This is a genomic window from Arthrobacter luteolus NBRC 107841, assembly GCF_001552075.1.
GTDB classification, from domain to species: domain Bacteria; phylum Actinomycetota; class Actinomycetes; order Actinomycetales; family Micrococcaceae; genus Arthrobacter_B; species Arthrobacter_B luteolus.
The window spans coordinates 1-22,175 of the sequence record NZ_BCQM01000012.1 but is presented as its reverse complement, the minus strand read 5'-3'; the positions used below and the strand labels follow the sequence as shown (position 1 = coordinate 22,175).

Annotated in this window: 22 protein-coding genes and 1 pseudogene; 3 read left to right on the top strand and 20 right to left on the bottom strand. The window is 66.6% G+C overall.

What is annotated here, in order from left to right; genetic code table 11:
• Window positions 1-52: 52 nt before the first annotated feature.
• Window positions 53-1,744: a ribonuclease J gene (locus AL3_RS15860; RefSeq protein ID WP_066302859.1), complete on the bottom strand. Its 1,692-nt coding sequence runs from the start codon at window positions 1,742-1,744 to the stop codon at window positions 53-55.
• Window positions 1,745-1,750: 6 nt separating this feature from the next.
• Entirely contained in the window at window positions 1,751-2,671 is a 921-nt protein-coding gene (gene dapA / locus AL3_RS15855) for a 4-hydroxy-tetrahydrodipicolinate synthase (protein WP_066302857.1), read from the bottom strand.
• A 121-nt stretch (window positions 2,672-2,792) separates the two neighbouring features.
• Between dapA and AL3_RS15850 the strand changes: the two genes are divergently transcribed.
• The gene (locus AL3_RS15850; RefSeq protein WP_066302855.1) at window positions 2,793-3,965 is read left to right on the top strand and encodes a heparan-alpha-glucosaminide N-acetyltransferase domain-containing protein; all 1,173 of its coding nucleotides are present in this window, start codon (window positions 2,793-2,795) and stop codon (window positions 3,963-3,965) included.
• A 77-nt stretch (window positions 3,966-4,042) separates the two neighbouring features.
• Here the strand turns inward: AL3_RS15850 and AL3_RS15845 are convergent, their stop codons facing one another.
• From AL3_RS15845 to AL3_RS15800, 10 genes are all read right to left on the bottom strand, one after another.
• Window positions 4,043-4,924: a DUF2268 domain-containing putative Zn-dependent protease gene (locus AL3_RS15845; protein WP_066302962.1), complete on the bottom strand. Its 882-nt coding sequence runs from the start codon at window positions 4,922-4,924 to the stop codon at window positions 4,043-4,045.
• A 79-nt stretch (window positions 4,925-5,003) separates the two neighbouring features.
• Window positions 5,004-6,512 carry an MDR family MFS transporter gene (locus AL3_RS15840; RefSeq protein WP_083521831.1) on the bottom strand — a complete coding sequence of 503 codons (1,509 nt, stop codon included), beginning with the start codon at window positions 6,510-6,512 and terminating at the stop codon, window positions 5,004-5,006.
• A 99-nt stretch (window positions 6,513-6,611) separates the two neighbouring features.
• A complete protein-coding gene (locus tag AL3_RS15835; RefSeq protein ID WP_066302851.1) occupies window positions 6,612-7,091 on the bottom strand; it encodes a hypothetical protein in 480 nt (159 codons plus the stop codon).
• A 12-nt stretch (window positions 7,092-7,103) separates the two neighbouring features.
• The gene (gene dapB, locus AL3_RS15830; protein WP_066302849.1) at window positions 7,104-7,862 is read right to left on the bottom strand and encodes a 4-hydroxy-tetrahydrodipicolinate reductase; all 759 of its coding nucleotides are present in this window, start codon (window positions 7,860-7,862) and stop codon (window positions 7,104-7,106) included.
• A 16-nt stretch (window positions 7,863-7,878) separates the two neighbouring features.
• Window positions 7,879-8,319, bottom strand: coding sequence for a molybdenum cofactor biosynthesis protein MoaE (locus AL3_RS15825; RefSeq protein WP_066302848.1), 441 nt, complete (start codon window positions 8,317-8,319; stop codon window positions 7,879-7,881).
• The gene (locus AL3_RS15820; protein WP_246168703.1) at window positions 8,309-8,809 is read right to left on the bottom strand and encodes a MogA/MoaB family molybdenum cofactor biosynthesis protein; all 501 of its coding nucleotides are present in this window, start codon (window positions 8,807-8,809) and stop codon (window positions 8,309-8,311) included. The genes AL3_RS15825 and AL3_RS15820 overlap by 11 nt, the downstream gene beginning before the upstream one ends.
• Window positions 8,806-9,321, bottom strand: coding sequence for a cyclic pyranopterin monophosphate synthase MoaC (gene moaC, locus AL3_RS15815; RefSeq protein WP_066302846.1), 516 nt, complete (start codon window positions 9,319-9,321; stop codon window positions 8,806-8,808). Before moaC ends, AL3_RS15820 begins: the two co-directional genes overlap by 4 nt.
• Window positions 9,322-9,359: 38 nt before the next feature.
• Window positions 9,360-10,697 (bottom strand): molybdopterin molybdotransferase MoeA, encoded by a 1,338-nt coding sequence (locus tag AL3_RS15810; protein ID WP_066302844.1) that lies wholly within the window; start codon window positions 10,695-10,697, stop codon window positions 9,360-9,362.
• Window positions 10,698-10,810: 113 nt separating this feature from the next.
• The gene (locus tag AL3_RS15805; protein ID WP_066302842.1) at window positions 10,811-11,611 is read right to left on the bottom strand and encodes a tyrosine-protein phosphatase; all 801 of its coding nucleotides are present in this window, start codon (window positions 11,609-11,611) and stop codon (window positions 10,811-10,813) included.
• A gap of 59 nt (window positions 11,612-11,670) precedes the next feature.
• Window positions 11,671-13,197: a molybdopterin-dependent oxidoreductase gene (locus AL3_RS15800; protein WP_066302840.1), complete on the bottom strand. Its 1,527-nt coding sequence runs from the start codon at window positions 13,195-13,197 to the stop codon at window positions 11,671-11,673.
• Between the two features lie 152 nt (window positions 13,198-13,349).
• Here AL3_RS15800 and moaA point away from each other — a divergent pair, with 152 nt between their 5' ends.
• Both moaA and AL3_RS15790 read left to right on the top strand, forming a co-directional pair.
• Window positions 13,350-14,480, top strand: coding sequence for a GTP 3',8-cyclase MoaA (moaA, locus tag AL3_RS15795; protein WP_066302838.1), 1,131 nt, complete (start codon window positions 13,350-13,352; stop codon window positions 14,478-14,480).
• On the top strand, window positions 14,481-14,741 hold the full coding sequence (locus AL3_RS15790; protein WP_066302836.1) for a MoaD/ThiS family protein: 261 nt from the start codon (window positions 14,481-14,483) through the stop codon (window positions 14,739-14,741).
• A gap of 111 nt (window positions 14,742-14,852) precedes the next feature.
• Here AL3_RS15790 and AL3_RS15785 read toward each other — a convergent pair whose 3' ends face one another.
• From AL3_RS15785 to truB, 8 genes and pseudogenes are all read right to left on the bottom strand, one after another.
• Entirely contained in the window at window positions 14,853-16,247 is a 1,395-nt protein-coding gene (locus AL3_RS15785) for a M16 family metallopeptidase (RefSeq protein ID WP_066302834.1), read from the bottom strand.
• Window positions 16,248-18,470: a polyribonucleotide nucleotidyltransferase gene (locus AL3_RS15780; RefSeq protein WP_066302832.1), complete on the bottom strand. Its 2,223-nt coding sequence runs from the start codon at window positions 18,468-18,470 to the stop codon at window positions 16,248-16,250.
• A gap of 354 nt (window positions 18,471-18,824) precedes the next feature.
• A complete protein-coding gene (gene rpsO, locus AL3_RS15775; protein WP_066302831.1) occupies window positions 18,825-19,094 on the bottom strand; it encodes a 30S ribosomal protein S15 in 270 nt (89 codons plus the stop codon).
• A 133-nt stretch (window positions 19,095-19,227) separates the two neighbouring features.
• A complete protein-coding gene (locus AL3_RS15770; RefSeq protein WP_066302829.1) occupies window positions 19,228-20,217 on the bottom strand; it encodes a bifunctional riboflavin kinase/FAD synthetase in 990 nt (329 codons plus the stop codon).
• A gap of 102 nt (window positions 20,218-20,319) precedes the next feature.
• Window positions 20,320-21,018, bottom strand: a complete 699-nt coding sequence (locus AL3_RS15765) for a DUF4345 domain-containing protein (RefSeq protein ID WP_066302826.1) — start codon at window positions 21,016-21,018, stop codon at window positions 20,320-20,322.
• 119 nt (window positions 21,019-21,137) lie between these two features.
• A complete protein-coding gene (locus AL3_RS15760; RefSeq protein ID WP_066302824.1) occupies window positions 21,138-21,581 on the bottom strand; it encodes a hypothetical protein in 444 nt (147 codons plus the stop codon).
• A complete protein-coding gene (locus AL3_RS15755; protein ID WP_066302822.1) occupies window positions 21,578-21,952 on the bottom strand; it encodes a hypothetical protein in 375 nt (124 codons plus the stop codon). The genes AL3_RS15760 and AL3_RS15755 overlap by 4 nt, the downstream gene beginning before the upstream one ends.
• A pseudogene (gene truB / locus AL3_RS15750) lies at window positions 21,953-22,175 on the bottom strand (tRNA pseudouridine(55) synthase TruB); the annotation flags it as partial. It abuts the gene before it with no gap.

Below are 22,175 nucleotides of genomic sequence, written 5' to 3'. Positions count from 1 at the left end.
CCGCCCGGGAACCCCGGCGGGGAGGAACCAGCTGCTGCTGGCGGGTGTGGTCCTATGCTTCCAGGACCACCGGTACGATCATCGGGCGGCGGCGCAGGCGGCGGTTGACCCAGGTGCCCACGACGCGGCGGACAACCTGCTGCAGCTGGTAGGCGGTGTGGTCCCGGTTGGACATCACCGCTTCCTCCAGCGCCTTGCTGATCTTGGGCTTGATCTCGTCGAACACGGTGTCGTCTTCGGCAAATCCGCGGGCGTGGATTTCCGGTCCGGACACGATGGTTCCGGTGGTGCGGTTCACCACGGTGATGACGGAGATGAAGCCTTCTTCACCAAGGATGCGGCGGTCCTTGAGGTCGGTGTCGGTAATCTCGCCGACGCTGGATCCATCCACGTAAACCAGGCCGCATTCAACGTTGCCGACCACGCGGGCCTTGTGGTTGACCAGGTCCACCACAGTGCCGTCGTCGGCCAGGATGATGTTCTCTTCCGGGACACCGGTCTGTGCCGCCAGCTTGCCGTTGGCGATCAGGTGGCGCGTTTCACCATGCACCGGCATGGCGTTCTTCGGCTTCAGGATGTTGTACGTGTACAGCAGTTCCCCGGCCGAGGCGTGTCCGGAAACGTGGATCTTGGCCGTGCCCTTGTGCACGACGTCGGCGCCAAGCTTCATCAGTCCGTTGATCACGCGGTAGACCGCGTTCTCGTTACCCGGGATCAGCGAGGAGGCAAGGATGACAGTGTCACCGCGGCCGACGCTGATCCGGTGGTCGCCGTTGGCCATGCGCGAAAGCGCTGCCATGGGCTCGCCCTGCGAACCGGTGGACATCAGGACCAGCTTGTGGTCCGGCATGTTGTCCACGTTCTTCAGGTCCACGAGAATGCCGTCGGGAACGTTCAGGTAGCCCAGCTTCTCCGCGATGGCCATGTTCCGGACCATGGAACGGCCTACGAAACAGACCTTCCGGCCGTGGGCGGCAGCGGCGTCGAGCACCTGCTGGACACGGTGGATGTGCGAGGAGAAGGAAGCGACGATGATCCGCTTCTTGACCTTGCCGAAAAGCTCTTCGAGCACCGGGCCGATGTTGCGTTCCGGTGAGGTGAAGCCGGGAACGTCGGCGTTGGTGGAGTCCGCCATGTAGAGGTCCACGCCCTCTTCGCCGAGCCGGGCGAAGGCGCGCAGATCGGTGATGCGGCCGTCCAGCGGCAGCTGGTCCATCTTGAAGTCACCGGTGTGCAGGACCGTGCCTGCGCTGGTGCGGATGAACACCGCCAGGGCGTCCGGGATGGAGTGGTTGACGGCCACAAACTCACATTCGAAGGGGCCGAACTGTTCAACCTGGCCCTCCTTGACGGTGAGTGTGAAGGGCTTGATCCGGTGTTCCTGCAGTTTCGCTTCGATCAGCGCCAGCGTCAGCTGGGAACCGATCAGCGGGATGTCCTTCTTCAGGCGCAGCAGGTAAGGCACCGCGCCGATGTGGTCCTCGTGTCCGTGGGTGAGCACTACGCCCACCACGTCGTCCAACCGGTCCTCGATGTAGGAGAAGTCCGGGAGGATCAGGTCAACGCCGGGCTGCGTCTCTTCCGGGAAGAGCACACCGCAGTCCACGATGAGCAGCTTGCCGTCGATTTCGAAGACAGCCATGTTGCGGCCGATTTCTCCGAGCCCGCCCAGGGCTACGATGCGCAGCGTCCCGGGCTTGAGACGGGGAGGGGTCTTCAGTGCGGTATCCGCAGTTTCAATCATGTTGTATTACGCCTTGTCCTGGGAAAAGTCCCATCCTGCTTCGGCCAGGTCCGCCAGGACAGCTTCCATTTCAATGGCGTCGGGAGCCACCAGCGGCAGCCGTACAGCGGCGTTGGGGATCACTCCCTGCATCTTGAGGATCTGCTTGGCGGAAATGGCACCTGGTATGTGTGTCATGACTGCGCGCACTACAGGATCCAGGTCGAAGTGGATCCTGCGCGCCTTGTCGAAATCTCCTGCTGCGGCTGCGTCGACCAGGGCCCGGAACTCCCGGGTGGCCACGTGGGCACTGACGCTTACGACGCCGACGGCTCCGGCCACCATCCACGGCAGCGTCAGTCCGTCGTCGCCGGCGTAAACGTCCAGGGTGGTGTTGGCCATGACCCGGGTAACGGCAGCAAAGTCAGCCTTGGCGTCCTTGAGGGCAAGGACTTTTGGGTTTTCTGCGAGACGGAACATCGTCTCGGTGGTGATCGGGATCCCGGCGCGGCCTGGGATGTCATAGATCATGATGGGCAGTTCGCTCGCCTGGGAAACGGCGTCGAAGTGTGCCAGCACGCCGGCCTGGGTCGGCTTGTTGTAGTACGGGGTGACGACCAGCTGGCCGTCAGCACCGGCCCGCTCGGCCCGCTTCGCCATTTCCACGGAGTGGGAGGTGTGGTTGGTTCCGGTCCCGGCAATAACCTTGGCCCGGCCCCCGACGGTCTCCGCCACGACGCGGAAGAGGTCTTCCTTTTCACTGTCCTCCAGCGTGGAGGTTTCGCCGGTGGTTCCGGAGATGACAAGACCGTCGCAGCCGTCCTCGACCAGCTTGTTGGCCAGGAACGCGGTGGCCTCAAAGTCCACCTCACCGTCGGCTGTAAACGGGGTGACCATAGCCGTCACCAGGGTTCCAAACGGGCGGGAACGAATATCAGAGTCTGCCATGGGTAAAACGTTACCTGTTGCACCTGCGATTGGGACAACGGAGACACCCGATGCGCCGAAGCGCTTCGGCTCCAATGAGTGCCGCGCAGGGAGCCCAAGGCCGTTGTGAGACGATTCTGGAATGAGCAGAACACGGCTGACGGGCATCGACGCTGCCCGGGGTGTGGCGCTGCTGGGAATGATGTCCACGCACATCTTCCCGCTGTACAACCCTGAAACGGGAGCACCTTCGATGGTGGCGCTGCTCTTTTCCGGACGCGCGTCGGCTCTTTTCGCCGTTGTGGCGGGGATTGGAATCGCCCTGCTGACCGGCGGAGCCGATCCGGGTTCCGCGCGCTCCCCCGCCCGGAACCGGCGTGGCATCGCGGCGCGCGCCGGGGTCATCGCGCTGGTCGGGCTGCTGCTCGGCGGCCTGGAGACCTCGATTGCCATCATCTTGTTCCATTACGCCGTGCTGTTCCTGATGGTGCTGCCGTTCACGAACATGCGCCTGCCGAGACTCGCCGTCTGGGCCGGTGCCTGGGTGTGCCTCTCCCCCGTCCTGGCCTACCTGGTGCGCCCCTGGATCAATGCAAACCTGGTTCCCCCCGGAGTGGACGGCAACATCACCTGGGAACATTTCCTGGAACCGGCCACCCTGCTGGCCGATGTCCTGTTCACCGGCGTGTACCCCACGGTGCAGTGGATGAGCTATCTGCTGATCGGCATGGTGATCGGCCGCCTGCAGCTCGGAAGCCTGACGGTCCAGGCGGGCCTGGTCTTCGCCGGGATATTTGCGGCCGTGGGATCGAAATTCCTCAGCTGGTACCTGCTCATTGATGCGGGCGGTTTCGCTGAACTGCTCAAGACCGAATCGGGGCAGACCTGGCCGATCGGGCGGATGCTGGAAGTGAACCTTACCGGCGTCGACCAGTCCGGGTCATGGTGGTGGCTCACGGTCAGCGCACCGCATTCCGGAACCACCTTCGACCTGCTGCACACCGCCGGCACGGCTGCCGCGGTGGTTGGCATCTGCCTGCTCCTCACCCGGGCCCGCCCCAATCTGCTGCTGCCGCTCTCGGCCGCCGGAGCCATCACGTTGACGCTCTACAGCATGCATATCTGGGTCATGGCCCTGGTGGATGCGCAGGAGCCGGCGCTGGATCCCGGTTGGGTTTTCTGGCCCCAGGCCGCGGCCGCCGTGCTGATCGGCCTAGCGTTCATCCGCCTCGGTTCGCGCGGCCCCCTGGAGACCATCGCGTCAGGCGCTTCACGGCTGGCCCGGGACGGAACCCTGGCGGAGAACCGGCGGTAGGCGCAGCGCCGTTCCGGCCGGTCCGACGTCGCCGGCCAGCAGGCAGGCCGCGCGGCGGGCCGGCCGGCAGGCCGCGGTCACCGGAGCGCGCTCAGGGCAACGTCGATGATATCGCGGCTGGGCGCGTGGAGTGCCTGGGCAGCTGTCTTCCCGGTGGCGGAGAGGTAAGCATCAACCAGACGGTTTCCCGCCGCATAGCCGGCTCCGGTCGGGAGGCCGACTGGTTCGGCTCCGAAGCGGTCCGCGGCTTCGTCTCCATGCACCCATGCCGTGAAGTTCTGCATGCCCCCAACCTCCAGCCCGGTGACCACCTTGTCGAAGACAGCGGCATCGTCCAGATGCGGCGTGCCTATGGGGGTGTAGCCGGACGGTCCGTAGAGCTGCCGTGCAAAGGCATCGGCGAGCCCTTCGGACACGATCTGCTCACCGACCACAACCGTCGCCGGATCCCAGACCACACCACCCGGGGCATAACGCAGGTTGTGGTTCAGTTCATGAACCGCCGCCGCTTCCAGCCGTTCCAGGTTCTCCGGTGTCGGCCAGAGGGTCAGCGATATGTAGCCCGTGGCGCTGCCGTTGCCGCTGAATCCGCGCCCCGGACCCATAAAGTACGGTTCGTCCGGGTCCCCAAGCTCAAGCAGGAAGACGATGTCCGGAACGGTGATTCCGGGAAGCACCCTGAGCTGCAGTTCCACAGCTGCCAGCAGGGCGCGTTCAATCCGCCCCCAGGCGTCTGCGGCGACCAGCTGCGCCAGGGCCTCACGGGTCTCCTCGATGCGTCTGTCCAGGGGAAATCCGAATCCCATTCCGTGCATCTCCACCGGGTCCGGCTCGCCCGGAACGTACCGGTACATGCCCCGCACGGGTGCCAGCATGCTGCGCAGCACGTCCGGACGGTGTTGCTCCGGGGCTGCCAGTACCGCGGCCATACCTTCTGCAGTGTCTAGAACAGTGATCATGCGGTTCACCCTAAAGGTTTACGCAGCGTCAAGGTCAAGCACTCCTCCTCCGCGCCTGCCCCGGGAAGCGGGGAGCGCGTCAGTGGGCCGCAGGAAGCGGGGTTTCTCCCTGGGCAGCGGGCTTCCGGACGAAAAAGCCCGCGGCGACGGCGAGCAGGCTGATGCAGGCCCCGGCGAGGAAGGCCGCCTGAACCCCTGCGGCCGTCGCTTCGAGCTCCCCGGCGCCCTGGGCCAGCCGGTCCGCGGTCCCGGTGGACAGCAGGGTCACGAACAGTGCCGTGCCGGCACCACCCATGACCTGCTGGACGGTGTTCAGGATGGCGCTGCCGTGGGAATAGAGGCTGGGTTTCAGGGATCCAAGTGCTGAGGTGAACAGCGGGGTGAACGTCATCGCCAGCCCAATGCTCAGGACAACGTGGACGGCGGGGATCATCAGCGCGGGCGTGTCCGCGTTCAGCGCGGTCGCCATGATCCACAGCGAAGCACTGACCAGGACGGAGCCCGCAACCAGCAGCGCTGTGGGTCCGGCCTTGTCATAAATACGGCCAACGAACGGTGACAGGACGCCCATGATGAGCCCGCCGGGAAGCAGCATCAGCCCGGTGGTCAGGGTATCCAGGCCGAGCACTGACTGCATGTAGATCGGCAGGACAATGAGGCTGCCGAAAAGCGCAATGCTGGAGACCGCGATCATGGCGATCGAGATGGAGAAGTTCCGGCTCCGGAAGGTGCGCAGGTCAAGCAGCGGTGCGGAGACGCGGGCGAGCCGCCCCTGCCGGAGGATGAACAGGACCAGTGCAGCCACGCCGACGGTGAAGGGCAGCAGCGGCGGGACGGGAGCCGGAGCATGCGAGGCGCTTTCCCCGATCGCGGAAAGCCCGTAGAGCAGCCCGCCGAAGGCGAACGCCGAGAGGATCACGGAAAGCACATCCAGGGGAACCCTGCGGGGCTCGGTCACGTTCTGGATTTTCACGGCGCCAAGCACCAGCGCGGCGACAGCGACCGGCAGCACGATGATGAACATAAACCGCCAGCTGAGCGCGCTGAGGATGATTCCGGAGATCGTGGGTCCAATCGCCGGCGCCACGGAGATCACGATCGAGATGTTGCCCATGGTGCGTCCGCGGGCGGCCGGTGCCACCAGCGTCATCGCCGTCGTCATCAGCAGCGGCAGCATGATGGCCGTCCCGCTGGCCTGCACCACGCGGGCGATCAGGAGCACCGCAAAACCCGGTGCTGCCGCCCCCAGGAGGGTGCCGGCGCTGAACAGGATCATGGCCAGAAGGAAGATCTGCCGGGTATGGAAACGCTGCAGCAGGAAACCCGTGACGGGGATGATGACCGCCATGGTGAGCAGGAAACCGGTGGTCAGCCATTGGGCACTGGCCGCGCTGATGTCCAGGTCCGCCATCAGCGTGGGCAGTGCCACGCTCATGATCGTTTCATTCAGGATGACGACGAACGCCGAGACGATCAGGATGCCGATGACGAGCCGGTTGCGGCCGGCATGCGGATCGGCAGGCGCAGCCGGGGACTGTGCTGAAGCGGACGAGGAAGCGTGGCCTGCGGCCGTTTTAGTCAAGGGAATCCTAGGGTGGCTGGAAGAAACAGTGTTTCCGGACGGCACCCTGGCTGAGCACCGGTGACCGGCGGGGACGCACCGGCAGGGCGGGCAGGCCCAGGCGGGTTAGGACTGGCGTGCGGGCTTGAACAGCCTCCCGGCCTGCCGCATTGCCGAACGGGCGCGCTTGCGGTCGCCGGCGGCGTCGTAGGCGCAGGACAACCGGAACCAGGCACGCCAGTCTTCCGGGGCGGCTTCGACCTCGGCCTGATAGACCGGGAACTGGGCATCGGCGGCCTCCCGCACAATCCTGCCGCCCGGGGTGCGCGGCAGGTCATCGACCGGCAGCCCGCCCTCGTCGGCCAGGATGTTGGCCATTTTTTCGGTCTGCACACCGAAGAGCAGCTCGCGCACCAGCGCCCACACACCAACGAGCGGCAGCACAAAGTACGCCAGGCCCATGGCTTTCGCCGTGAACCCGTCGGAGGTCAGCAGGAGCCAGCCGCGCTGGGCAACAACGACCAGGTAGAAAGCCAGGAGCAGGGTGACCAGCAGGACACCGATTTTCGCCCGGTTATGGAACAGGCCGGAGAAGAAAGTGGACAACGAAGGGTTTCCTTAGGCGTTCAGGTTGAGGTAGCCGTCAAGTCCGACGGTCAGGCCGGGGTGCTCCGCGGCCTGCCGCAGCCCGAGCAGGACGCCCGGCATAAAGGAGGCCCGGTCGTAGGAATCGTGGCGGATGGTCAGTTGCTCACCTTCCCCGCCCAGCAGGACTTCCTGATGGGCCACCAGTCCGCGGAGCCGGACGGAATGCACGCGGATGCCGTCTACATCGGCTCCGCGCGCACCCGGAAGTTCCTTGACGGTGGCGTCCGGTGACGGCGCTGTCCCGGCGTCGGCGCGGGAGCGGGCCATCAGCTCGGCGGTGCGAACGGCGGTGCCCGAAGGTGCGTCCACCTTATCCGGGTGATGCAGTTCCACCACTTCCACGGATTCGAAGTACGGTGCTGCCTTGGCAGCGAAAGCGGTGGCCAGCACGGAGCCGAGGGCAAAGTTCGGGGCGATGAGGACGCCGGTCTCGGGATGTTCCGCCAGCAGTTCCGTCAGGCGCTCCAGGCGCCCGGCATCCCAGCCGGTGGTTCCGACGACGGCATGCATGCCATGCTCGACGGCGAAGCGGACATTGGCTTCGGTGCTGTCCGGGACGGTCAGATCCACCACGTATCGGGCACCGGCGGACACCAGGGTTTCCAGCGGGTCGTTGCGGCCGAGCGCGGCCACCAGTTCCATATCCGGAGCCGCTTCCACGGCTTTGACGGCTTCGGATCCCATGCGTCCGGTGGCTCCGAGCACCGCGACTGGCAGTTTATTCCTCATGGTTTTAGGTTACCGGTCAGGCCGGGGCATCGCTGACGCCCACCCACTCCACCGAACCGTCGCCGAAAACCTGTTCCTTCCAGATCGGCACCCGGGCCTTGACCGTGTCCACCAGCTCCGAGCAGGCAGCGAACGCGGTGCCGCGGTGGGCCGAGGCCACAGCGGCGACCAGCGCCGCTTCCCCGATCTCCAGCGGACCGGTGCGGTGGCCCACCCAGATGCGGACGCCGTCGTACTTCGCCGCGATGCCCGCGGCGACGTCCGCAATCACCGGCCCGGCGGTGGGGTGGGCGCTGTAACCCAGCGACGCCACGTCCTTGCCGCCGTCGTGGTTCCGGACAATGCCGCTGAAGCTCACCACAGCTCCGGCCTGCGGGGTCCAGACAGCGCTGCAGGCGGATTCGGCGTCCAGAACGGCGGTGCCGACGGTGGCGGCAACAACTTCGCTAGTGCTCATTCCTGCCCTCCAGAAGGCCGCAGATATGTCCAAGGAGCGGTTCCAGGACCGCGAGCCCGTCAGCCACCGCCGACGGGGAACCCGGAAGGTTGACAACGAAGGTCCGCCCGGCTGTGCCGGCGTAGCCGCGGCTCAGCGCAGCCATGGGCGTTTTTGCCAGCCCGTCCGCGCGCAGGGCCTCCATGATGCCGGGGACCTGGCGCTGAAGCAGCGGCAGCGTCTGCTCCGGGGTGACGTCGGTGGGGCTGATCCCGGTGCCGCCGCTGGTGATGATGACCGACGGCCCGGCAGCCAGCATACGGGCCAGCGCCTGTCCCACCTGCTCGCCGTCGGGCACCACCTCCGCCAGGACGACGTCGTAGCCCAGGGCATAGAACCAGTCCTGCAGCAGCGGCCCGGCTTCGTCTTCGTACAGCCCGGCCGCCGCCCGGGTGGAGGCAACCAGGACCGCCGCCGTGCGGCGGGCCGGCAGCGTGGGGCCGGTGGTCACAGTGTCCAGTCTCCGCTCTTGCCGCCGGACTTGGCCAGCACCATGATGTCCGAAATCACGGCGTGCTTGTCCACCGCCTTGATCATGTCGTAGAGCGTCAGTGCCGTCACGGAGACGGCTGTCAGCGCTTCCATTTCGACGCCGGTCAACGCCTTGGTCTTGACGGTGGCCCGCATTACGACGGCGTCCTGCTGCGGTTCAAAATCCACGGTGACCTTGGTCAGCGGCAGGGGATGGCACAGCGGGATAAGGTTCGAGGTCTGTTTGGCGGCCATGATTCCGGCGACGCGGGAGACGGCGAACGCATCGCCCTTGGGCAGCCCGCCGTCGGCGAGGAGCCGGACGACATCGGGCGTGGTCTTCAGGACGGCCTGGGCGGTGGCTTCACGGGAGGTTTCCGCCTTAGCGGAGACATCCACCATGTGGGCGGTACCGTCGGCGCGGACGTGGGTCAGTGCCGGTGCGGACCGTTCTTCTCCGGTATTGCCTGCTCCGGGCTGTTCTACGGGCATCGACGGTTCCTTTCGGTGGTGCTGTGCTGCACGCGGGGTTAGTCCAACAGCCATACTGTCACTTCCGTCCCGGCCTCCGCGTGTTCGGTGTCTTCGGGCAGCAGGGCCAGGGCATTGGACGAGGCCAGAGCGTGGATCAGGTGGGACCCTGCTCCCCCGACCAGTTCCACGGTGCCCTCCGCATAGCGGCCCCTGCGGACCTGCAGCTTGCCCTGCGGGCTGGCTGCGGCGTCGGTAAGCCTGGCCTGGATTCTCCGGCGCGGGGCGGGCATCCCGGTCAGGGCGCTGAGCGCGGGGCGGAGGAACATTTCGAAGGACACCAGGCAGCTCACCGGATTGCCCGGAAATCCGAGGAACGGAACCCCGTCCACCGTCCCGATTCCCTGCGGCCCGCCCGGCTGCATTGCCACCGGGAAGAACTGCACGCCGCCGGCGGCCAGCGCCTGCCGGACCACCTCGTAGGCGCCCTTGCTAATACCGCCGGAGGTCAGGACCAGATCGGCGGGATGCTGTGCCAGATCCTCCAGGAGCTGCGCCCGGAAAACCTCCGGCTCATCGGCGACGATCCTGGAATGGGCCACTTCAGCGCCGGCTTCGCGCAGGCTCACCGCCAGGAGGGTGGTGTTGGCGTCGTGAATCTGTCCGGGGGCGAGAGGCTTTCCGGGTTCCACCACCTCATCCCCGGTGCTCAGGAGCAGCACCCGGAAGCGGGGCCGGACCGTAACGGACGCCAGCCCCAGCCCGGCCAGCAGCCCCAGCTGGGCGGCTCCGAGCCGGGTACCGGCGGGCAGGGCTGCTGTGCCTTCGGCGATGTCGCTTCCTGCTGCGCGGACGAACTGTCCGGCCGGGACTCCGACGGGGAGGCTCACGGTGGCACCCTGGGCTTGGTGAGCCGGGTAAAAGGAATCGGGCACCGCCCGCTCGATGGGAACGACGGCGTCAGCTCCGGCGGGGAGCATGGCACCGGTCATGATCGGGGCGGCGGTTCCGGGAGCCAGTGCAGGCGCCGCTGTTCCAGCGGGGATCGGGGCAGCTACCCGCAGCTGGACTGTGCCTGGGGTGACGGCGCCTGGGGTGACGGTGTTTGTCCGGGAGGTGGCTGTGTTTGGCCGGACTGTGCTTGGCCGGGAGGTGGCTGGCCCAGGCGTTTCTGCCAGGTCCGATGCGCGGACAGCGTAGCCGTCCATCTGTGAGTTGGCGAAGGGCGGAAGGCTTCGTGGCGCCACGATACGCCCGGCAAGGACGCGTCCGGCGGCCTGCTCCAGTCCGAGCGTCTCGCTCCGGGCCGAAGCCGCATCCAGCCAGCCTGCCAGGAGGTCCTGCACCTGCTGCTGGTGCCCGGCAACCGTCCGGGTGCGTGTACCTGTGCTGCTCACGTTCCTCCTCGGCCGGGTGCCCCTTCTGCGGGCGCACTGAGTCGAATTGTAGGCAGATTCTGCGCCCGCGCGTTCTCCCCCGCGCCTCTGCCGCGTCAAGCCGCTGGCCCCGGTTAGCCGCGCAGCCGCTGCCGGAGCCGGTCCAGCTCCGCGTCCAGCAGACCGCCCGCCCGGAGGTAGCCCGCCGCCCCGCCGTGATTCTCCTGGACCCAATCGAGGGCCGAGGTGATGGCGGCGGCCGGTGCGCGGGTAGCCAGCGTAACGATTTCCTCGGTCAGGGGCAGCCCCATCCCGGTGATCATCTTCAGTGTCCGGTCCGACCACTCGCCTGCCAACCTGCGTTCGCTGAGCTGGTAGTCGGCAACTATGGCCTCGGTTTCCGTGCCGGCAGCCTCAAGCAGGAGGGCGGTGGCCACCCCGGTGCGGTCTTTGCCCGCCGTGCAGTGCAGCAGTGCCCCAGATTCATCAGCTTCGGCAACGGTCCGGGCGGCCGCGGCGAACAGCGGTGCACCCGTCTGCAGCATTCCGGTGTAGATCTGCCCCAGGGTCGGCAGCTGGGCCATCCCCGCCTGCACCGCACGGGCCGCCGCCTCGGAATCGCCGGCGAGGTTCGCACGCTGCATCTCCTCCCGGGCGCGGGAAGTGAAGGCTCCTTCGAACAACGGCAGTTCAAGGGTGCGGAACGGATGTCCGGGCGGGAGCCGGTCCGGAGCCATCTGCCGTTCGGCAGGGGTGCGGAAGTCGACAAGCACGCCGATACCGGATCCGGCCAGGGCCTCCAAGCCGCGGGGCGTCAGGGCGCTGAGTGCATCGGAGCGGAACAGGACGCCGGAGGCTGTTGTGCCTCCTCCTGCCAGCGGCAGGCCGCCGACGTCCCGGAAGTTGGCTGTTCCTTCAAGAGTCGTTAGCTTCACAGGGTGACCCTAACCCATCCGGCGGTCCTGCTCCCGGCGAGGGACGGCCGGGACGGCGTTCAACCGGCATTCACCTTTATGGTGTGCAGCCCGGTTGCTCCGTCTGGAACCACCGGACGTTTCGTTTCATCCTGCAGGTTTCCGTTGGCATCGGCGGCCCGCACCGTGATCGTATGCCCACCGGGTGTCAGCTCCACCTGTGCGGAGTACTGCCGCCAGGTATCGGCAGAGATTCCAGCCGCCAGCGTGGCATCCTGCCAGCCGCCGTCGTCGACCCTAACCTGCACACCGCTGATGCCAGTGTGCTGTGCCCAGGCCACCCCCGCCACGGTGACCGTGCCCGCCGGCACCGCCGCGTTCGGGGCCGGAGTGTCAATCCTGGAGGAGAGCTTGATCGGACCGCGTTCGGACCAGCCGCGGTCGGTCCAGTACGCTGCTTCATCGGCGAACCGTGAAACCTTCAGCTCGGTCACCCACTTGGTCGCGGAGACGTAGCCGTAGAGTCCGGGGACAACCAGCCGGACCGGGAAACCATGTTCAGGCGGCAGCGGCTCCCCGTTCATCCCCACTGCCAGCAGGGCATCGCGGGCATCGGTGAGGGCCTCCAGCGGTGTGGTTGCCGTCCACCCGTCTTCGCTGGTGGACAGCACAGCGTCGGCGCCTTCCTTCACCCCGGCGGCGGCCAGGAGATGGCGGACCGGCCAGCCGAGCCACCGGGCGTTGCCGATCAGGGATCCGCCGACCTCGTTGGAGACACAGGCCAGGGTTACCCAGCTCTCCTGCAGCGGCTTGGCGAGCAGCTCCGCGAAGCTGATCTCCAGTTCCTTCTCCACCAGGCCCGTGACCCGCAGCCGCCAGTCCCGCGGATCCACCAGCGGAACCCGCAGTGCAGTGTCGATCCGGTAGAAGTCCGGGTTCGGGGTCACCAGGGGATCCACTCCGGAAATACCAAGATCCGCACCGGCCGGGATGGCCAGGGCAGGCTGGACAGGAGCGGGCAGCTGCACGCCGGCCCGCAGATCCTCAACCGCCACCTGCGAGCTTCGCGAGATCCCGGCCAGGCCGCCGCCAACCGCTGCCACAGCCGCTCCCCCGCCGACGCCAACCAACACCTCCCGGCGCCGGACGCCGGCCTCCGCGGGCGGAGCTGCCCGGTACGCACGGATCCGCGCGGCCAGGGCCCGCAGAATGAGCACCCCCGCAACGCCGGCAATGACCGGCGGCAGCAGCGCCAGCGGAGAGAACTGCGCCCGGGTGACGGCCGCCGCCAGCCCGGCGGCGCCGAACGCGGCGATGACGGCCGAGCCCCAGGGAGGAGTCCTTGTTTCGAGCAGGCCGCAGGCGGCTCCAATAAGGGCAATGACCAGGAGCACTCCCGCGAGCAGGGCGAGTTTGTCCCCGGTCCCGAACGTGGCGATGGCCCATTCCTTCACGGCTGCGGGAACGGCGTCCACCACCACGGCGCCGACGGCGGTCAGCGGCGAGAGGGACGGGCTGAGCACTGCGGCGGCCAGCTCTCCGGCAGCGGCGGCAATAGCCGCGGCCACCAGTCCGGCGGCCGCGGCCCAGGGCCAGGTTCTCGGCATGGATGCTGCTCCCTCCAGGCTCCCCGGATTCCGCACGGTTCCGCGGTGTTCTGCTGGGTTACGCCTCTTTCGAGTATGACAGCAGGGGGTACCGACCCGGCCCGGCGCCCCTGTTCCTAGAGCCTCACTGTGAAACGGCCTACACTCGAGGCATGGGAATTTCGCTGGGTATGCCCGCCGTTGTGCCGCCGCGGCCGCTGCCGGGGAGCCCGGATACCTCCGCCCCGGACGCCGTGCCGGACAACGTCCCGGAGAAGCTGGACGGGCTGGTGGACCGTTTCGGCCGCCGGGCCACGGATATGCGGCTGTCGCTGACGGACAAATGCAACCTGCGCTGTACCTACTGCATGCCGGCCGCGGGACTGGACTGGCTGCCCAAGGACAAGGTCCTGACGGCGGAGGAGATCGTCCGGCTCGTGGGGATCGGCGTCGACGGCCTGGGCGTCCGCGAACTTCGCCTGACCGGCGGTGAGCCGCTGGTCCGCGCAGATCTGGTGGAAATTGTGGCCGGAATCCGCGCCAATCATCCGGACCTGCCGGTCTCGCTGACCACGAACGGTCTTGGCCTGGATAAGAAAGCGCAGCGGCTGAAGGACGCCGGGCTGACCCGGATTAACGTTTCCCTCGACTCCCTGCATCCCGGAACGTTTGCACAGCTCACCCGCCGCCCCTTCCTGGACCGGGTGCTGGCAGGCGTGGAGGCAGCCGCCCGCGTGGGGCTCGGTCTGATCAAGATCAATGCCGTACTGATGCGCGGGATTAACGACGCCGAGGCGCCCCGGCTGCTCGACTGGGCCGTGGAGCGGGGGTTCGAACTGCGTTTTATTGAACAGATGCCGCTCGATGCCGACCATGGCTGGACCCGGGACGGCATGATCACCGCGGCCGAGATCCGCGCTTTGCTGGAGGAATCCTTCGTCCTGACGCCCGACCCGCGGAACCGGGACGGTGCCCCGGCCGAGCGCTGGCAGGTTCGGCACCGCAGCACGCCGGAGGAAGTGGCCGGCACCGTCGGGATCATCGCCTCTGTTACTGAACCGTTCTGCGCCGACTGCCGGCGGACGCGGATCACCGCCGAAGGCAAGGTGCGCAGCTGCCTGTTTTCGCACGAGGAGACAGACCTGCTGGAACTGCTGCGCAGCGGCACCGACGACGCCGCCGTCGCCCGCCGCTGGCAGGAAGCGATGTGGGGCAAGCCCAAGGCCCACGGAATGGACCACGCCGGGCTCGGCGCACCGGACTATGTGCAGCCCGACAGAACTATGAGTGCGATAGGTGGCTAAGTGCTGATCCGCTACTTTGGCGCCGCGAAAGCGGCCGCCGGAATCGAAGAGGAAACCCTGGACCTGGGGCGGTTGGAGCTGGGTGAGCTGCTGGAGAAACTGGCTGCGAGGCACCCGGACGCCCCCGAGGGTACGCCGGTGCTCCAGACCGTGATCGGCCGGAGCACGTTCCTGGTTAATGAGGTTGCGGCCCGCAGCAGGTCGGCTGTGCTGGATCCCGGCGACACCGTGGATATCCTCCCGCCTTTTGCCGGCGGCTAATTCCCTGCAGCCCGGGGCACAGGCCTGACCGGGGTACGGCAACCTGTTCGGCGTACAGCAAGAGGTGGCCTTCCCGAAGGGGAAAACCACCTCTTGCTGTTTGATTCCGGGTTAGAAACCGAGCTCCGCGGCCGACTCGAACGGGCCGACGACGGTGATCGTCCGGGGCGCTGCTGCCAGTTCGGCGGCGAGGGCCTGGACTTCCTCCGCGGTCACTGCGCGGATCCGCGCCAGCGATTCCTCGATGTCGATGAACTCGCCGCTGACCAGTTCGGCACGGCCCAGCCGGGACATGCGGGAACCTGAGTCCTCCATGCCCAGCACCATACCGCCGGAAATCTGGCCCTTGGCCTTTTCCAGCTCCCCGGGCTCCAGGCCGTCGGAGGCCAGGCGGTCCAGTTCAGACTCCAGCAGGTCAATGACCTGCCGCGTCTTGGCCGGTGAGCACCCGGCGTACATCCCGAAGTACCCGGCGTCGGCGTAGGACGCCGAGAAGGAGTACGTGGAGTACACCAGGCCGCGCTTTTCACGGATCTCCTGGAACAGTCGGGATGACATTCCGCCGCCCAAGATCGTGTTGAGCACGCTCATGGCAAAGCGGCGGCTGTCCGTGGCGACGAGTGAGGGGCAGCCCATCACGATTTTGGCCTGCTCCACCGGACGGTTGTAGACGTGGACCCCGCCGGTACCGGTGATGGCTGCCGGAGTGGTGTCCCGGCGCTGGACCGGCTCGGCAGCCTCATCCAGTTCCCAGCCGGCGCGTTTCAGCGCATCCAGCACCAGCGACACCACAATCTCGTGTTCCAGTCCGCCGGCTGCGGTGACCACCAGGGTCCCGGGACGGTAATGCCGCTGGTAATGCTCCAGGACAGCTTCGCGCGGGACCGCCTTGATGGCTTCGGGGGTGCCCCCGATCGGCCGGCCCAGCGGATGGTCGCCCAGCACTGCCTCGGCGAACTTCTCGTGGCAAAGGTCCGCGGGGTCGTCCGCGTCCATCGCGATTTCCTCGAGGATAACGTCGCGTTCCTGCTCGAGTTCCTCGGGATCGAGGACGGCGGAGGTGACCATGTCCGCGATGACGTCAATCGCCATCGGCAGGTCGGTGTCCAGCACGCGGGCATAGTAGCAGGTGCTTTCCTTCGCCGTCGCCGCGTTGGACTCGCCGCCGACTTCGTCGAAAGCCGAGGCGATATCCATGGCGCTGCGCCGGTCCGTGCCCTTGAACAGCAGGTGCTCAAGGAAGTGCGTGGAACCGTGGCGGCCTTCGGCCTCGTCGCGGGAACCAACGCCGACCCAGAAGCCGATGGTGGCGCTGCGCTGGCCGGGCATCGACTCGGTCAGGACGCGGACACCGCCGGGCAGGACGGAGCGGCGCACGATGGCGCCCGCCGGGTCGCCGATCTCAATGGCCGGATCGCCCGGCCGGGTTGTCAGGGGAAACGGGACAACCGTCCCGGCGCGGGAAAAGTCCGCGCCGGAACGGCTGTCCGTGGTGTTTTCAGGCATTTACTCTGCTGTCTCGGCAGCCGTTTCGCCTTCGGCGTCGTCCTCAGCAACTACCGGCGAAAGCGACAGCTTGCCGCGGTCGTCGATCTTGGTGATTTCAACCTGGATCTTCTGACCCACGGAGACAACGTCATCAACGTTGTCGACGCGCTTGCCGCCCGAGAGCTTGCGCAGCTCGGAGATGTGCAGCAGGCCGTCCTTGCCCGGGGTCAGCGAGATGAAGGCACCAAAGGTGGTGGTCTTCACAACGGTGCCCAGGTAACGCTCGCCCAGTTCCGGAACCATCGGGTTGGCGATCGCGTTGACCGCTGCCCGGGCAGCCTCGGCGGACGTGCCGTCCGTGGCGCCGATCAGGACCGTGCCGTCATCTTCAATGGAGATGTCAGCGCCGGTGTCTTCCTGGATCTGGTTGATCATCTTGCCCTTCGGGCCAATGACCTCGCCGATCTTATCCACGGGGATCTTCACCGAGATGATCCGCGGGGCGAACTCGGAGAGCTCGTCCGGGGTATCGATCGCGGCGTCCATCACACCGAGGATGTGCAGGCGGGCTTCGCGGGCCTGCTTCAGGGCTGCGGCCAGGACCGAGGCGGGGATGCCGTCGAGCTTGGTGTCCAGCTGGATGGCCGTGACGAACTCGGAGGTACCGGCGACCTTGAAGTCCATGTCGCCGAAGGCATCTTCGGCGCCGAGGATATCGGTCAGGGCGGCGTAGCGGGTTTCGCCGTCGACGACGTCGGAAACGAGGCCCATGGCGATACCGGCAACCGGAGCCTTCAGCGGCACACCGGCGTTGAGCATGGACAGCGTCGAGGCGCAGACCGAACCCATCGAGGTGGAGCCGTTGGAGCTCAGGGCTTCCGAGACCTGGCGGATGGCGTACGGGAATTCTTCACGCGAGGGCAGCACCGGCATCAGCGCACGCTCTGCCAGGGCGCCGTGGCCGATTTCACGGCGCTTGGGCGAACCCACGCGGCCGGTCTCACCGGTGGAGTACGGCGGGAAGTTGTAGTTGTGCATGTAGCGCTTGCGCGTTACCGGGGACAGCGAGTCGATCTGCTGTTCCATCTTCAGCATGTTCAGCGTGGTGACACCCAGGATCTGGGTTTCGCCGCGCTCGAAGATCGCCGAGCCGTGAACGCGGGGCAGGACCTCAACCTCAGCCGTGAGCTGACGGATGTCGGTCAGGCCGCGGCCGTCGATGCGGATCTGTTCCTTGAGGATGCGCTGGCGCACAACCTGCTTGGTAACGGCACGGAAAGCTGCGGAGATTTCATTCTCGCGGCCTTCGAAGCGGCCAGCCAGTTCGGCCTTGACTTCGTCCTTCAGCGCGTCCGAAGCGGCGTCGCGCTCCTGCTTGTCGGCGATGGAGAAGATCTGTGCCAGCTTGTCGGCGGCAGCGGCTTCAACAGCTTCGTAAGCGTCGTCCTGGTAGTCCAGGAAGACCGGGAACTCGACGGTCGGCTTGGCGGCGCGGGCTGCCAGGTCTGCCTGTGCGTCGCACAGGGCCTTGATGAACGGCTTGGAAGCTTCCAGGCCCTCGGCGACAACCTCTTCGGTCGGGGCGGTGGCGCCCTCTTCCTTGATGAGGTTCCAGGCGTTGTCGGTGGCTTCGGCTTCAACCATCATGATGGCGACGTCGTCACCGGCGATGCGGCCGGCAACCACCATGGAGAACACAGCGCGCTCCAGTTCGGAGTGCTTCGGGAAGGCAACCCACTGGTTGTCCACCAGGGCAACGCGGACGCCGCCAATCGGGCCGGAGAACGGCAGGCCGGACAGCTGCGTGGACATGGAGGAGGCGTTGATGGCCACCACGTCGTAGAGCACGTCGGGGTTGATCGCGAGCACGGTGACCACGATCTGGACCTCGTTGCGCAGGCCCTTCACGAAAGCGGGGCGCAGCGGGCGGTCCATCAGGCGGCAGGCCAGGATGGCCTCGGTGGACGGACGGCCTTCGCGGCGGAAGAACGAGCCCGGGATGCGGCCGGCGGCGTACATACGCTCTTCGACGTCCACGGTCAGCGGGAAGAAGTCGAATCCTTCGCGCGGGGACTTACCGGCAGTGGTAGCCGAGAGCAGCGCGGTGTCTTCGTCGATGTAGACCATTGCTGCGCCTGCAGCCTGCGCGGCCAGACGGCCGGTTTCGAAGCGGATAACGCGCTTACCGAATGCACCGTTGTCAATGACGGCTTCTGAATACTGAATTTCGGGACCCTCCATAGAGAGCCACCTCCGTTTCTTAGTGTTCGGAGGCACCCAGCATCGTCCCATGATTCCCCCGCGCCGCAATGGTGCGGAAGGTTCAACACCCGGTCTTCGATCGAGGTCCACGGGCAGATTCTCCCGTAGGCCACTACCGAGGACCGCGAATGCTGCGATGCTGGCTGACTCCTGTATTTGTCTTGTGTACTGCTGTGCTGCTTGTTACTGCTTGTACTGCTGTGCTGATTTCACTGCTGCAGTGCGGTTGGCAGGTGCGCTTCCGGAAGAATCCCGGTGTCCATGTCTGCCGGCACTGCTGTGAACTGCGCAGGGCGGCCCTGCCCGTGGGCAGGTGCCGCCCTCAAAACAGAACTATCGACGCAGGCCGAGACGCTCGATGAGCGCACGGTAGCGGGTGATGTCGGTCTCGCGCAGGTAACCCAGCATGCGGCGACGGCGACCAACCAGGGCCATCAGGCCGCGGCGGGTGTGGTGGTCGTGCTTGTGGGTCTTGAGGTGCTCGGTCAGGTCGGAAATACGACGGGACAGAACGGCAACCTGGACCTCGGGGGATCCGGTGTCACCTTCTGCGAGTGCGAATTCCTTGATGATCGCCTGCTTGACGGCGGGATCGAGTGCCACTGTAACTCCTAGAGTTGTGCCGTGAGGCCCGAGTCAGCACTTCGCTGCCGGGAACCCTGCACCCCACGCGGCGGACCGCGCCGGGCACAAAGAAATTCAGCCGCCACGGACCGCAGCCGAATTTTCACCCAGTTTACCCGGCGGCAGGGCCTTCTGTCGAAAGGACCTCCCTGGTCCGGGACACGTCCAGGCGCATCTGCTCAATCAGCGCCTCGGGTCCGGTGTAGGCGACCATCCCCCGCAGGCGTTCCACGAATTCCACCCCCACGCACTGGCCGTAGAGGTCGAAGTCCTCAACAGCCTCCGCCGGACGGTCGATCACGTGGGCTTCAACCTGCCGGCTCACACCGATGAAGGTTGGGTTGGACCCCACGGAGATGGCAGCGGGCCAGCGCGTGCCGTCGGCACCCACGAGCCAGCCGGCATAAACGCCGTCGGCCGGAATCAGTCCGGTTGACTCCGGCGCCAGATTCGCCGTCGGGAAACCCAGTTCGCGTCCGCGCGCCGCCCCATGGACCACAACGCCCCGCATGCGGTGCGTGCGCCCGAGCAGCCTGGCGGCGGTGCGCACATCACCGGCGGCCAGTGCCTCACGGATCCAGGTGGAGGAGCAGCGGCGCCCGCGGCTGTCCTCCGGCCCCTGGGGAAGTGCGTCAAAGTCATCCACTGCGATCACCTCGAAGCCAAGTTCGGCTCCGAGTTCGCGCATGGTGTCGAGGTCGCCGGAGTTGCCGCGCCCAAACCTGGCGTCGTGACCCAGGACCACGGCAACTGCATGGAGACCGTCGGTGAGGTACTTCCGGACGAATTCTTCGGCGGTCAGGGAAGCCAGTTCCAGGTCATAGTGCACCATCAGCAGCCCGTCGAGGCCGGTCCCGGCGAGGGCCTCGGTCCGGTCCGCCGGTCCCATGATCATCACCGGAGCGTTGTCCGGCCGGTGCACAGCTGCCGGATGCGGGTCGAAGGACACGGCGACCGCCGCGGCGTCGTGCTCCCGCGCGGCTTTCACGAGGCGGCACAGCACATGCTGGTGGCCAAGGTGCACGCCGTCGAAATTGCCGATTGTGACTACTGTCGGACCAATGTCGGACGGCACCTCCGCAAGGTCATTCCAGTAATACACCCGAGCTCCTTACCAGCGGAAAATCCATCCATGAATATGCCCGCGCCACAGCACCTGCCGTGAGCGGAAAGCTTCATCCATTATGGCGGAAACAAAAAGTCATTACGCACCGTTTCCTGCAGAGCCGTCCGTGCTGGCGCTGCCGTGGTGGAATTCCCGCCGCAGCTCGCTGGTTTTCAGAATGAAGCGGTGCCATACCAGCAGGGCCGGAGGGAAGGCCAGCTCCAGGATCATGAGGATGATCAGCGTGAAGTGCGGCGTCCCGGAAAAAGCCCAGGACAGTACGCGGCCGATTCCGCCCAGGAAGACCATCAGACAGACCAGCCAGAGCATGTTCGCCCACTGGAATTTGACCGCGATGGCCACGAAGGCGGCTCCGACCCCCACCATCATGGCGGAGAAGAAGCGGAATTGGCTCTCCAGTGAAGCGTTGACCGCTCCCCCGCTGGTCTGCGCGACACCCGCTGTCCCCGTCACCAGGTAATAAACACCGATTCCGGCAATCAGGACGCCCACGGCGACTACCACCGTCCGGAACACTCCCCAGTCGTCGGTGCTCTTCCAGGGCTTTGCTCCGGCCGCGCCGCCTGACTGTTGTGCCGCTGCACTGCTGCCGCGTCCGCGGCGGGCGGCTTTGCCTTTGCTCTCGCTGTGCGGTGCGTGTCCGGTGCCGTCAGCTCCCGCACCCGGAAGCGCCACCGGACTCCGGGCTGCGTCCGGGGCCGGGCCGGCGGCAGGTGCCTGCCTTCCGGCCTCTGCGTCGCGGGCCCTGTCCGCCGGTCCAGGCGATGGGATGGTCATGGTCTGCCCCCTGATGGGATTGCGGTTCCGGCACCGTGCTGATCAACCGCGCCGTTCTTTCATGGCACGGTTTTCACATCGTCTCACGGTGCGGACGCGTCCAGAACCCGGCCCCGTGACTAGGCGTGTTGGCGGTTCCGGTGCCGGTAGAGCCACCACAGCCCGATCAGCGGCAGCAGCAGCGGAACAAAACCGTAGCCCTGGCCGAAGTTTGACCACACGGTGTCTTCGGGCAGGGCCGCGGGGTCCAGCAGTCCAAAGAGTCCAACCGCGAGCACTCCTGCCAGCTCGATGCTGACGGCGGCCACGGAGACGGTGTAGGAGGTCCGGCCGGAACGGGCCAGGGATACCGTCGCCACGATGTAGACGACGGCGGCGAAAGCCGAGAGCACATAGGCCAGCGGCGCTTCATCGAACTTGGTAGCGATCTGGAAGGCGGCCCGTGCCGACGCGGCGAGGGCAAAAACGCCATAGACCGCCACCAGCAGCCGGCCGGGGCCGGCATTGCGTGCAGCGGGGGCCGATGCGTCTCCGGCAGGTTTCGGCTTGATCAGTTTCCTCATGCCAGCGGCACTCCGTCCCAAATCTGTTCCATCCGGAACAACATGACAAATACGGTGATTCCGACGGCGCCGAGAACCAGGTTGCTCCACCGGGAGCGGTCCATCAGGGACCACCAGACGGCGCCGATGGGAATAACGACGGCGGTCAGCAGATAGCCCCAGAACTCCCAGGCGGGACCGTTGAGGGTCTCTCCGCCGCTCTGGCGGATGAGTGCAGCCACCGCGTAGACCAGGAGAAACAGTTCAACGGCCGCAACCGAGAGGATGGTCAGGTCATTCGGTCCGTATTTCCGGACCGCGGCTCCGACGCAGAGCACGGTGGAGACCAGGCAAACGATCGTGCCAACGATGTACAGGGGGTCGACGACCACTTAGGCCCTTTCGTTTCCGGGCGCGAAGACCAGCAGTGCCCGGGCAGTGTCTGCTTTGTCGGCCAGCAGCCCAATGAGCTCGCCGTCGGGGGCGAAGGCGGCAACGGGAACGGGTTCACCGTCTGGGGCGGCGGTGCCGGTGGCGCTGATCCGGCGGCCGTGGGAAATGTTGTCTGCCTCTTCGGCGCTGAGTTCACGCACCGGGAAGAGCGCCCGGGCCGCA

What these genes read in the sequence shown, in the direction of transcription:
- AL3_RS15860 (WP_066302859.1), bottom strand. Translation starts at nt 1,744, where the DNA reads ATGATTGAAACTGCGGATACCGCACTGAAGACCCCTCCCCGTCTCAAG.
- dapA (WP_066302857.1), bottom strand. Translation starts at nt 2,671, where the DNA reads ATGGCAGACTCTGATATTCGTTCCCGCCCGTTTGGAACCCTGGTGACG.
- AL3_RS15850 (WP_066302855.1), top strand. Translation starts at nt 2,793, where the DNA reads ATGAGCAGAACACGGCTGACGGGCATCGACGCTGCCCGGGGTGTGGCG.
- AL3_RS15845 (WP_066302962.1), bottom strand. Translation starts at nt 4,924, where the DNA reads ATGATCACTGTTCTAGACACTGCAGAAGGTATGGCCGCGGTACTGGCA.
- dapB (WP_066302849.1), bottom strand. Translation starts at nt 7,862, where the DNA reads ATGAGGAATAAACTGCCAGTCGCGGTGCTCGGAGCCACCGGACGCATG.
- AL3_RS15825 (WP_066302848.1), bottom strand. Translation starts at nt 8,319, where the DNA reads ATGAGCACTAGCGAAGTTGTTGCCGCCACCGTCGGCACCGCCGTTCTG.
- moaC (WP_066302846.1), bottom strand. Translation starts at nt 9,321, where the DNA reads ATGCCCGTAGAACAGCCCGGAGCAGGCAATACCGGAGAAGAACGGTCC.
- AL3_RS15800 (WP_066302840.1), bottom strand. Translation starts at nt 13,197, where the DNA reads ATGCCGAGAACCTGGCCCTGGGCCGCGGCCGCCGGACTGGTGGCCGCG.
- moaA (WP_066302838.1), top strand. Translation starts at nt 13,350, where the DNA reads ATGGGAATTTCGCTGGGTATGCCCGCCGTTGTGCCGCCGCGGCCGCTG.
- AL3_RS15785 (WP_066302834.1), bottom strand. Translation starts at nt 16,247, where the DNA reads ATGCCTGAAAACACCACGGACAGCCGTTCCGGCGCGGACTTTTCCCGC.
- AL3_RS15780 (WP_066302832.1), bottom strand. Translation starts at nt 18,470, where the DNA reads ATGGAGGGTCCCGAAATTCAGTATTCAGAAGCCGTCATTGACAACGGT.
- AL3_RS15765 (WP_066302826.1), bottom strand. Translation starts at nt 21,018, where the DNA reads ATGACCATCCCATCGCCTGGACCGGCGGACAGGGCCCGCGACGCAGAG.
- AL3_RS15760 (WP_066302824.1), bottom strand. Translation starts at nt 21,581, where the DNA reads ATGAGGAAACTGATCAAGCCGAAACCTGCCGGAGACGCATCGGCCCCC.